The 10,919-nt window shown below is 66.1% G+C and carries 12 protein-coding genes; 1 reads left to right on the top strand and 11 read right to left on the bottom strand.

What is annotated here, in order from left to right:
* From IV088_RS01905 to IV088_RS01890, 4 genes are all read right to left on the bottom strand, one after another.
* Window positions 1-460: ABC transporter ATP-binding protein (locus IV088_RS01905; RefSeq protein ID WP_291097102.1), on the bottom strand; the 460-nt coding region annotated here is incomplete at its 3' end.
* A 142-nt stretch (window positions 461-602) separates the two neighbouring features.
* Window positions 603-1,433: a carbohydrate ABC transporter permease gene (locus IV088_RS01900; RefSeq protein ID WP_291097101.1), complete on the bottom strand. Its 831-nt coding sequence runs from the start codon at window positions 1,431-1,433 to the stop codon at window positions 603-605.
* 10 nt (window positions 1,434-1,443) lie between these two features.
* A complete protein-coding gene (locus IV088_RS01895; protein WP_291097099.1) occupies window positions 1,444-2,304 on the bottom strand; it encodes a carbohydrate ABC transporter permease in 861 nt (286 codons plus the stop codon).
* Window positions 2,305-2,493: 189 nt separating this feature from the next.
* Window positions 2,494-3,750 (bottom strand): sugar ABC transporter substrate-binding protein, encoded by a 1,257-nt coding sequence (locus tag IV088_RS01890; RefSeq protein ID WP_291097103.1) that lies wholly within the window; start codon window positions 3,748-3,750, stop codon window positions 2,494-2,496.
* Between the two features lie 298 nt (window positions 3,751-4,048).
* On the opposite strand from IV088_RS01890, the gene aroE reads away from it, so the two are divergent.
* Complete coding sequence (gene aroE / locus IV088_RS01885) at window positions 4,049-4,903, top strand: shikimate dehydrogenase (protein ID WP_291097097.1); 855 nt, start codon at window positions 4,049-4,051, stop codon at window positions 4,901-4,903.
* A gap of 19 nt (window positions 4,904-4,922) precedes the next feature.
* Here the strand turns inward: aroE and IV088_RS01880 are convergent, their stop codons facing one another.
* The 7 genes from IV088_RS01880 to dctP form a co-directional block, all read right to left on the bottom strand.
* The gene (locus IV088_RS01880; RefSeq protein ID WP_291097095.1) at window positions 4,923-5,426 is read right to left on the bottom strand and encodes a gluconokinase; all 504 of its coding nucleotides are present in this window, start codon (window positions 5,424-5,426) and stop codon (window positions 4,923-4,925) included.
* 63 nt (window positions 5,427-5,489) lie between these two features.
* Window positions 5,490-6,524, bottom strand: coding sequence for a DctP family TRAP transporter solute-binding subunit (locus IV088_RS01875; RefSeq protein WP_291097093.1), 1,035 nt, complete (start codon window positions 6,522-6,524; stop codon window positions 5,490-5,492).
* Window positions 6,525-6,592: 68 nt separating this feature from the next.
* Window positions 6,593-7,546, bottom strand: coding sequence for a sugar kinase (locus tag IV088_RS01870; RefSeq protein ID WP_291097091.1), 954 nt, complete (start codon window positions 7,544-7,546; stop codon window positions 6,593-6,595).
* Window positions 7,543-8,580 carry an L-idonate 5-dehydrogenase gene (locus IV088_RS01865; RefSeq protein WP_291097089.1) on the bottom strand — a complete coding sequence of 346 codons (1,038 nt, stop codon included), beginning with the start codon at window positions 8,578-8,580 and terminating at the stop codon, window positions 7,543-7,545. Before IV088_RS01865 ends, IV088_RS01870 begins: the two co-directional genes overlap by 4 nt.
* Window positions 8,581-8,626: 46 nt before the next feature.
* Window positions 8,627-9,907: a TRAP transporter large permease subunit gene (locus IV088_RS01860; RefSeq protein WP_291097087.1), complete on the bottom strand. Its 1,281-nt coding sequence runs from the start codon at window positions 9,905-9,907 to the stop codon at window positions 8,627-8,629.
* Complete coding sequence (locus IV088_RS01855; RefSeq protein WP_291097085.1) at window positions 9,904-10,497, bottom strand: TRAP transporter small permease; 594 nt, start codon at window positions 10,495-10,497, stop codon at window positions 9,904-9,906. Before IV088_RS01855 ends, IV088_RS01860 begins: the two co-directional genes overlap by 4 nt.
* Before the next feature lie 81 nt (window positions 10,498-10,578).
* On the bottom strand, window positions 10,579-10,919 hold a 341-nt coding region (gene dctP / locus IV088_RS01850; RefSeq protein WP_291097083.1), incomplete at its 5' end, for a TRAP transporter substrate-binding protein DctP.

Genomic DNA, 10,919 nt, shown 5'->3' with positions numbered 1-10,919 from the left:
CCTTGGGCGCGCGCACGATGGCGCGGCCGATGGCCACGCGCTGGCGCTGGCCGCCCGACAGCTCCTTGGGCGTGCGCTGCAGGTAGGGCGTGAGGTTCAGGATGCGCGCGGCGTTCTGCACCTTGTCCTCGATGATCTTCGGGTCCACCTTGGCGAGCTTGAGCGCGAAGCACATGTTCTCGTACACGCTCATGTGCGGGTAGAGCGCGTAGCTCTGGAACACCATGGCGAGGTCGCGCTTGCTCGACGGCAGGTGCGTGATGTCGCGGCCCTCCAGGCTGAGCATGCCGCCGTCGATGTGCTCCAGCCCGGCGATCAGCCGCAGCAGCGTGGACTTGCCGCAGCCCGAAGGCCCGACGAAGACGACGAACTCGCCCGGCTGGATGTCCAGGTCGATGCCCTTGATGGCACGGTGTTCACCGAAGAATTTTTCGATGCCTTTGAGTTGCAGGTAAGCCATTTCAGTTGTCCTCAAAAATCTGTTGAACCTACAGAGCCGCGATTGGCGTGCCCAGTCCAGGGCTGCCGCGGAACCGGCTTTGCCGGGCCGCCAGCAGCCGCCCCCTGGAGGGGGTCGCGCGCAGCGCGGCGGGGGTGTGCCGTCACTTGACGGCTCCGAAAGTCAAGCCTTGGACGAGTTGTTTCTGACTGAACCAGCCGAACACGACGATGGGCGCGATGGCCATCAGCGAGGCGGCGGAGAGCTTGGCCCAGAACAGGCCTTCGGGGCTGGAGTAGCTGGCGATCAGGGTGGCCAGCGTGCCGGCCTTCGCGGAGCTGAGGTTCAGGCTCCAGAAGGCTTCGTTCCAGCTCAGCACCAGGCACAGCAGGCCGGTGGAGGCGAAGGTGCCCAGCGACAGCGGCAGCAACACCTTGGTGGCTTCCTGCCAGAGCGTGGCGCCGTCCATGCGCGCGGCCTCCAGGATCTCGTTGGGAATTTCCTTGAAGCCCGAATACAGCATCCACACCATGATGGGCAGGTTGGACAGCGTGAACACGATGATGAGACCGAGCTGCGTGTCGAGCAGGTGGCTCTTTTGCGCCAGCACGTAGATGGGCACCAGCGCGCCCACGGCCGGCATCATCTTGGTGGAGAGCATCCACATCAGGATGTCCTTGTCGTGCTTGCCCTTGAAGAAGGCCATGGCGTAGGCCGCGGGCGCGGCAATCGCCAGGCCGAGCAGGGTGGACACCACGCTGGTGACGACCGAGTTCCAGGCGTAGTGCAGGTAGTCGCTGCGTTCCTGCACCTCGTGGAAGTTCTCCAGCGTGGGCGTGAAGAACAGCTCGGGCGGGATGGCGATGGCCTGCAGCTCGGTCTTGAACGCGGTCAGCAGCAGCCAGCCGAGCGGGAAGAACAGCAGCAGGGCCACAGCCCAGGCGGCCACGGTGCGCACCGCGTAAGCGGGGGTGAAGGTGGATTGGCGTGCCATGGTGTGTGCCCTATTTGTCGAGGTTCTTGCCGACCATGCGGATCAGGAAGATCGCGGCGATGTTGGCCAGCACGACGGCGAACAGCGCTCCGGCCGAGGCCACGCCCGCGTCGAAGTTCAGCAGCGCGTGCTTGAAGATCAGGAAGGCCACGTTGGTGCTGGCGTCGCCCGGGCCACCGCCGGTGGTGGTGTAGATCTCGGCGAACACGCTGAGCAAAAAGATCATTTCGATCATCACGACCACGGCGACCGAGCGGCCCAGGTGGGGGATGTAGAGGTAGCGCAGCTGCTGCCAATAGGTGGCGCCATCCATGCGCGCGGCTTCGAGCTGCTCGCGGTTCATGCTCTGCAGCGCCGTCATGAAGATCAGGGTGGCAAAGGGCAGCCATTGCCACGAAACCATGATGATCACGGAGAACAGCGGCAGGTCGGTCAGCCAGTCCACGGGCTCCATGCCGAAGAAGATCCACACCTGCGCCAGCACGCCGTAGATGGGGTTCATCATCATGTTCTTCCACATCAGTGCGTTGACCGTGGGCATGACGAAGAAGGGCGAGATCAGCAGCACGCGCACCAGGCCGCGGCCGGCAAAAGGCTCGTTGATCAGCAGGGCCACGGCCACGCCGAACAGCACGGTGATCAGGATCACGCTGCCGAGCAGCAGCAGGGTGTTCATCACCGCCGTGCCAAACGAGGCGTCGGTGACGAAGTACTCGAAGTTTTCCAGGCCGATGAAGCCGGTCTGGTCGGGCTGCATCAGGTTGTAGCGGATGACGCTGAAATAGATCGTCATCACCAGCGGCACGATCATCCAGAGGAAGAGCGTGGCGATCGCCGGCGTGAGCAGCAGTCGGGGGATCAGGCGGTTCATGGGGGTGTCTCTGGACGGGGTGATGGACCAAACCCGGGAGGCGGGCGCCAGCATTGAAAACACTGACGCCGAATAAGCGTTCAGGCGGCGTAGCGAGCGGGCCGAGGTCGCACCGAGAAGCGAAGCCGTACTCTCGTACGGCGAGCATCACAGGTGCGAGATCGGGTCGCGCAGTAGCCGAATGAATGCTTACTTGTAGTAGCCGGCCTTCTTCATCTCACGGTCGGCGGCGGTCTGGCTGGCCTTCAGCGCAGCGTCCACCGTGCTCTTGCCGGCGAGGGCCGCGCTCATCTGCTGGCCCACCGCGATGCCGATGGCCTGGAACTCGGGGATGGCCGCGAACTGCACGCCGGTGTACGGGCTCTTGGGCAGCGTGCTGTCGTTCGGGTTGGACGACTCGATGGCCTTCAGCTCAGCCGAGGCAAAGCGGGCGGCCTTCTGGAAGTCGGCGCTGGCGTAGGTGCTCTTGCGGGTGCCGGTCGGCACGTTGGCCCAGCCGTTGGTCTTGGCGACCAGCTGCACGTAGTCCTTGCTGGTGGCCCAGCTCACGAATTTCTGAGCGGCGTCGACCTTCTTCGAACCGGCGGGGATCGCCAGGTTCCACGACCACAGCCAGTTCGCGCCCTTGGGCGTGACCTGCGTGGGCGCCTGGGCGAAAGCCATCTGGGCCGCCACCTTGGACTGCTTGGGGTCGCTCACGAACGAGGCCGCGATGGTGGCGTCGATCCACATGCCGCACTTGCCCGAGTTGGTCAGCGCGAGGATTTCATTGAAGCTGTTGGCCGACGAACCGGGAGGGCCGTAGTTCTTCAGCAGATCCACGTAGAAGGTGATCGCGTCGTGCCAGGGCTTGCTGTCGAGCTGGGGTTTCCAGCTCATGTCGAACCACTGGCCGCCGAAGGTGTTGACCAGCGTGGACAGGAAGGCCATGTTGTCACCCCAGCCCGGCTTGCCGCGCAGGCAGATGCCGTACACGCCGTTCTTCGGGTCGTGGATCTTGGAGGCCAGGGTCTTGATGTCGGTCCAGGTGGGCTTGTCGGCCACGGTGATGCCGGCCTTGTCGGCCAGGTCCTTGCGGTACATCAGCATCGAGGACTCGCCGTAGAACGGGGCAGCGAAGAGCTTGCCGTCCACCGTCAGGCCGCCGCGCACGGCGGGCAGCAGGTCGTCCACGTCGTAGGCGGCGTCGGTCTTGAGCTCCGTGAGCCAGCCCTTCTTGCCCCAGATCGGCGCTTCGTACATGCCGATGGTCATGATGTCGAACTGGCCGCCCTTGGTGGCGATGTCGGTCGTGACGCGCTGGCGCAGCACGCCTTCTTCCAGCGTCACCCACTTGAGCTTGATGTCGGGGTTGGCGGCTTCGAAGTTCTTGCCGAGTTTCTGCATCTCGATCATGTGGCCGTTGTTCACGGTGGCGATCACGAGTTCGGTGGCGGCGTGAGCCATGCCGGCGCTCATGAGCGCGGCGGTGAGAACGGAAGCGAGGCGGAATTTCACGGTTTGTCTCCTGGTGAGGATGGTGGTTGCTCGATCGACGGTCATCTTGGACCGTGAGGGAATTCTCACCACCGGCCGCTGCAGAATTTGTACGGCACGAGGGTCAACTTGTACTCTCTTGCATTTGAAGGCTGGGATTTACCCTAGGTGGCGGTGCAAAGTTTGTGTTTTGAGCCGTCAGGCCCCAGGGCTGGTGTGGTGGCGCTGCCTTGCGGCACACTGTCCGGCCATCCCCTGGAGGTCCCCCATGACGCCGAACTTCCTGCACACGCTCACCGGCTCCTTCGCCCAGCCCGCCGCCGAGAACCCCACCGTGGCCATGATCGAAGCGGCCTACCGGCACCACGGGCTCGAATGGCGCTACGTCAACTGCGAGGTGGCGCCGGAGCACCTGGCCGGCGCCGTGCGCGGCGCGCGCGCCATGGGCTGGGCCGGCTTCAACTGCTCGCTGCCGCACAAGGTGACGGTGATCGAGCACCTGGACGGGCTCGCGCCCTCGGCGCAGATCATCGGCGCGGTCAACACGGTCGTGATGCGTGAAGGTCTCTGGATCGGCGAGAACACCGACGGCCAGGGCTTTGTGGAGGCGCTGCGCCCGGTGTGCGAGATCGAGGGGCAGCGCGTGCTGCTGTTCGGTGCCGGCGGCGCGGCGCGCGCCGTGGCGGTGGAGCTGGCGCTCGCGGGAGCGCTTCACATCGGCATCGTCAACCGGGGCCGCCTGCGCGGGCAGGAACTGGCCGACCTCATCACCGCCAAAACCGGGGCCAGCGCCGAGTACCTGCACTGGCACCCGGCCATGCCCATCCCGGCGGGCACCGGCATCGTGGTCAACGCCACATCCATCGGCCTGCACCCGGCCGTGGACGATCAGCTCGATGTGGACTGGGCCACGCTGCGCCCGGGCATGGTGGTGGCCGACGCCATCCCCAACCCGCCGCGCACCCACCTGATCCGCACCGCCGAAGCGGCGGGCTGCACCGTGCTCGACGGCCTGGGCATGTTGGTGAACCAGGGCGCCATCGCGATCCGGCTCTGGACCGGGGTGGACGTGGACCGCAGCGTGATGCGGCGCGAGCTGGAGCGCGTGCTGGGTCTGCCGTGAGCGCTGCAGCCTGGCAGTGTCAATCGACCTGATCGGTTCGCATCCACGACCCGACCTGGTCCAGGAGCACTGCGGGGGCATGGGTCGCGTCCACCCTGAGCACGCCCGGTTCCCCCACCGGCGACTCCAGCGCGGCAAACTGGCTGTCCACCAGGCTGGCCGAGAAAAAGTGGGCCGAGCGGGACGACACCCGAGCCTGAGCCTCCTCCCGGGTCAGGTCCAGGAACACGAAGCGCAGGCCTGGTGAAGCGGCACGCAGTTGTTCTCGGTACTTGTGTTTGAGGGCCGAACAGGTCAACACCGCCCCGCTGGGCGCGGCGCGCAGCAGCTCGCCCAGCCGGGTGAGCCAGCCGTCCCGGTCGTCATCGGTGAGGGCGATGCCCTGGCTCATCTTGAGGCGGCTCTGTTCGCTGTGGTGGTCGTCGCCTTCGATCAGCGGCAGGTGCACAGCGCGTGCGACGGCTGCGCCCAGGCTGGACTTGCCGCAGCCCGAGACCCCCATGATGACGACCGATAAACCCATGCTTCTATCCATTCCATTGAACAGGGTGCCGCCGCAAACAGCGGCACCCGAACCTGCCGTGCGTCAGCGTTTGGCGCTGCGGAACTTCTTCAGTTCACCGTAGAACGACTGCGCGAACTCTTTGCCGATGGTCTCGGTGTTCTTGTCGATCACCGGTTGCACGGCCTCGCGGATCTTGTCGAGTTCGGCCGCCGGCATGTCGTTGACGCTCATGCCTTTGGCCTTGAGCTGGTTCACCACCTCGCCGGCCTGGCGCAACTCTTCGGCGCGCTGGAAAGCGCGCGTGTCTTCCGCCACCTTCTGCACCGCCTTCTGCTGATCGGGCGTGAGGCTGGACCACCACTTTTTGGACGCAAGCAGCGCCACCGGCGTGTACACGTGGTTGGTGATGGTGAGGTACTTCTGCACCTCGAACATCTTGTTGGCGTACATGTCCACCACCGGGTGCTCGTAGCCGTCCAGCGCCTTGATCTCCAGCGCCGGGTACACCTCGGGAAAGGCCATCGGCACGGCGTTCATGCCCATGGCGTTGAAGCTGGCGAGCGCCATCGGGCTTTGCATCACCCGAACCTTGAGGCCCTTCATCTCGGCCATGGAGTTGAGCGGGCGCTTGCTGTTGGACATGTTGCGGAACGCGCCGCCGGCCCACACCAGGCCCTGCACGTTCATGTCGGCGAGGCCGTCCAGCATCTTGCGGCCGACCGGGCCGTCCAGCACGTGGGCGGCCTCGGCGTCGCTGCCGAAGATGAACGGGAAGTCGAAGATCTGCAGCTCCTTCTTGCGCGCCGAGATCGGCGACAGCGCGCCCATGTAGAGGTCCTGCGTGCCGCTCTGCACGGCGATCAGCATCTTGTCTTCACCACCGAGCACCGCGCTGCCGTACACGTCGATCGCCACCTTGCCGCCGGTGGCCTTTTCAACGCCGGCCGCAAACTGCTTCATGGCCACCGCGCGTGGGTGCGAGTCGGCGAACGAATGGCCGAGCTTGGCGCGCTTCACGTCCTGCGCCAGCGCCGACGTTGCGGCGCAGAGCGCCACGGCTGCGCAGGCGATGCCTGCCAGTTGTTTGTTGAAAACACGGCGAGGATGAAAAGTCATGGAGGTCTCCTGTTGAAATGTGCACACGTGAAAACAAAGGGCCTGGGCCCGAGAACGGCTGCCTGCGTTCAGGTCAGCAGCGCATCCAGTTCGGCCCGGGTGGGCAGTCCGTCCGCATCGCCGGGGAACTGCACCACGCGCGCGCCAATCGCGTTGCCGCGCGCCGTGGCGGCGGCCGGGGTCAGGCCTTCGAGCAGGCCCGAGATCACGCCCACCGCGAAACCATCGCCGGCGCCCACCGTGTCCACCACGCGGGCCACCGGCACGCCGGCCACGTGGCCACGCTCGGTTGGCGTCGCGTAGAAGGCGCCTTCGGGTCCCAGCTTGACCACCACGCCTTTCGCGCCGCGCTCCAGGTAAAAGTCGGCAATGCCCTGCACGCTGTCGCGCCCGGTCAGCAGCCGTCCTTCTTCGAGCCCGGGCAGCACCCAGTCGCTGAAGGCCGAGAGCCGGTTGAGGCCATCCACCATCTCGTCCCTCGAGCGCCACAGGGTGGGGCGCAGGTTGGGGTCGAACGAGATCGACAGGCCCGCCGCGCGCGAACGCGCCGCCAGCTCGAACACCACCTCGCGCGTCGAGGGCGTGACGGCGACAAAGATGCCGGTCAGGTGCAGGTGCCGGGCGCTGCTGCAATAGGCACCGGAGAGCTCGCTGACCTGCATGCGGCTGGCCGCCGAGCCCCTGCGGAAGTACTGGATCTGCGGGTCGCTGCCGTCGTCGCTGCGCGACTTCAGCATGAAGCCGGTGGGGTGCTCCGGGTCCATCACCACCTGCTGGTGGTCAATGCCTTCGCGCGCCAGCACGGCGGCGATGTGCCGGCCAAACAGGTCCTGCCCCAGGCGGGTGAGGTAGCCCGTGCGCAGGCCCAGGCGAGCCAGGCCGATAGCCACGTTGAGCTCGGCGCCCGCGGTGGTGCGAGCGAACGAGCTGGCGTCGTCCAGCGGGCCCGCCTGCTGGGCCGCGAACAGCACCATGGCTTCGCCGACGGTGATGACGTCCAGCGTCTTGTTTGACGTGTTCATTCGAAGCTCAGCACGACCTTCATCGACTGCGAACGGTCGGCGGCGAGCGCGAACGCTCGGCCCGCGTCGCGGAAGGGCAGGGTGGCCGACACCAGCGGCTTCAGGTCCACCAGCCGCTGGTTGATCAGCGACACAGCCACGCCGAACTCTTCGTGAAAACGGAAGGCGCCGCGCACGTCGAACTCCTTGGCCACGATGGTGTTGAACGGCAGGGTCAGCTCGCTGCCCGAGAGACCGAGCTGCACGATCAGGCCGCGCGGGCGCACCACGTCGAACGCGGCGCGCAGCGCGGCGGCGTTGCCACTGGCCTCGAACAGCACGTCGAACTGGCCCTTCTCAGCGGCGTATTCGGCCAGCTCGCCGGGCGCCTCGGCCACGTTGATGACCCGGTCCGCGCCCACGGCGAGCGCCTTGCGCAGCGGCTGCGGCACCACGTCGGTGACCACGATGTGGGTCGCGCCGGCGCGGCGCGCGGCAATGATCAACATGCCGCCAATGGGGCCACAGCCCGTGATCAGCACCCTGCGGCCCAGCAACGGGCCGGCGCGGTTCACCGCGTGCAGCGCCACCGCGAGCGGCTCGGCCATCGAACCCTCGGCGTCGGAGATGCCCTCGGCCAGGGGAAAGGCCTGCGCGGCGTTGACCACGAGTTCCTGGCGGAACGCGCCCTGCACGTGCGGCATGCGCATGGCGCTGCCGAAGTAGCGCATGTCCAGGCAGTGGTTCTGCAGGCCGAGCTGGCAGAAGCGGCACTGTCCGCAGGCGTGGCTGGGGTTGACGGCGACGCGGGCGCCCACGGCGAGGTGCTTCACGTCGGGTGCCACCTCGTCGAGCACCCCGGCCACCTCGTGGCCCAGCACCATGGGTTGCTGGATGCGGATGGCGCCGAAACCGCCGTGCTGGTAGTAGTGCAGGTCGGAGCCGCAGATGCCGCCGGCGCGCACGCGCACGCGCACCTGGCCGGGGCCGACGGCGGGAGTGGGAACGTCTTCGACCCGCAGGTCGAGGGGGGAGTGGATGACAAGAGCGTCCATGGGGATGTCGGCTGGATGGGGTTGGAAGGGGGGAGGGCAGGGACGCTCAGCGCGTCATCATCTGCAGCGGCCACATGACGATCTGCGGGAACACCACCAGCAGGAACATCACGATGGTCTGTGCCACCATGAAGGGCCACACGCCTTTGATCGCGCCGCTCATGGGGATCTTGGCGACGCCGCACACCACGTTGAGCACCGTGCCCACCGGCGGGGTGACCAGGCCGATGGCGTTGTTCATGATGAACAGCACGCCGAAGTACACCGGGTCGATGCCGGCCTGGCGCAGCACCGGCATCAGCACCGGCGTCATGATCAGCACCGTGGGCGTGAAGTCCAGCGCGGTACCCACCACCAGCACCAGGAGCATCAGCACGAAGGTCAGCAGCATCTTGTTGTCCATCAGCGGCTCGACCAGTTCGACCAGCTGCTGCGGGATGTTGGCCGTGGTGATGAGCCAGGCCGAGACGCCCGCCGCCGACACCAGGAACATGATCACTGCCGTGGTTTCTGCCGCTCGGTAGAACAGGTGGAACAGCTGCGAGAGCTTGATCTCGCGGTAGACCACCGTGCCCACGAACAGCGAATACACCGCCGCGATCACGGCCGCTTCGGTGGGGGTGAAGATGCCGAACTTCAGGCCACCGACGATCACGATGGGCAGTGTCAACGCCCACAGCGCCTCGCGTGTGGCCGTCATGCGCTCGGCCGTGCTGCGTTTGGGTTCGGCCTGCACCTTGTCGTGGCCGATCGACCAGCGCCAGGCCAGCATGATCGCCACGCCCATCAGGACGCCGGGCACGATGCCGGCGATGAAGAGCTTGGTGATCGAGACGCCGCCGGTCACGCCGTACAGGATCATGGCGATTGATGGTGGGATCACCGGCGCGATGATGCCGCCGCAGGCGATCAGGCCGCAGGAACGGTTCACGTTGTAGCCGGCGTTGCGCATCATCGGCACCAGCACGGCGGCCAGCGCCGCGGTGTCGGCCACGGCGGAACCCGAGAGCGACGCCATGATCACGGCCGCCATCACCGCCACGTAGCCCAGACCGCCGCGGATGTGGCCGACCCAGGACATCGCCATCATGATGATGCGTCGCGTCATGCCGCCCGCGTTCATGAACTCGCCGGCCAGCATGAAGAAGGGCACGGCCAGCAGCGGGAAGCTGTTGGCGCCGTCCCACATGTTCTGGATCACGATCTGGGGATCGGTGACGCCCATGTAGAACATCATGACGATGCCGCAGCCGATCAGCGCAAACGCCACCGGCATGCCCAGCGCCATCAGGCCGAGCAGGGAAGAGATGAAGACAAAAATGGTCATGGTTTCACCCCGGTGGTGGCCGGGTGAGCGGCGGCCTGCGCGGCCATTTCCCGTTCGGCTTCGAGGGCATCGACCATGCCCTCTTCATGCACATCGATCAGCTCATCCTCGGACACCTTGCCGGCCAACAGGCGAATCAGGTTGGACAGGCAGATCAGGCCGATGGCCGTGCCCGTCAGGTAGCTCACGCCGAAGACCCAGAGCATGCTCAGCTGCGCCACCGGCGAGGCATTGCCTTCGATGATCTCGTGTTGAAGGTAGGTGCCGTAGACGATGTACACGCAGCACACCAGCATCACGGCCTGGCTCAGCCCCCAGCAGACCTTGCGCCCGAGCACGGGCAGAGCCTGCACCAGGATGTCCACCCCCAGGTGGGCGCGGCGGCGCATGCCGACGATGGCGCCGAGGAAGGTCATCCAGACAAATGCGAAACGCGGGATCTCCTCGGAGAGGTCGATGCCGGTGTTGAAGAACAGCCGCAGGATGACGTTGCCGAACACCATGACCAGCATGACGACGAGGCACAGAACCATCACGACTTCAAGCGCGCGCGTCAAATAATCGGCCAATGCCTTGAACGTTTTTCCCATGGGAATCCCCGGGTTGAAAGAAGAAGAGAGGAAGGCCGGATGGGCCACACGGCCCACCCGGTCCACCCGGCGCGCCGGGCCTTACTTGGCGGCGCGGGCCTTGTCGATCTCGGCGTAGAAGCCCTTGACGAAGTCCTCGCCGATGATGGGTGCGAACTTGGCGACCACCGGCTTGACCTTTTCCTGGATGCGGGCGAGTTCTGCCGGGCTCACGGTGTTCATGGTCACGCCAGCGGCCTTGAATTTGGCGACCACGTCGTTGTCACCCTCGTCCAGCAGCTTGCGCTGCAGCAGGCCGGCTTCGGTGGCGGCCTTCTGGATGCCGGCCTGGTCGGCGGGCGACAGCGTGTCCCAGAACTTCTTGGAGGCCACCAGCGCCACCGGCGTGTAGACGTGGTTGGTCACCGAGATGAACTTCTGCA

The sequence above is a fragment of the Hydrogenophaga sp. genome (genome assembly GCF_018780075.1).
In the GTDB taxonomy this organism is placed as follows: domain Bacteria; phylum Pseudomonadota; class Gammaproteobacteria; order Burkholderiales; family Burkholderiaceae_C; genus Hydrogenophaga.
This window is presented reverse-complemented; position numbering and strand designations above follow the sequence as displayed.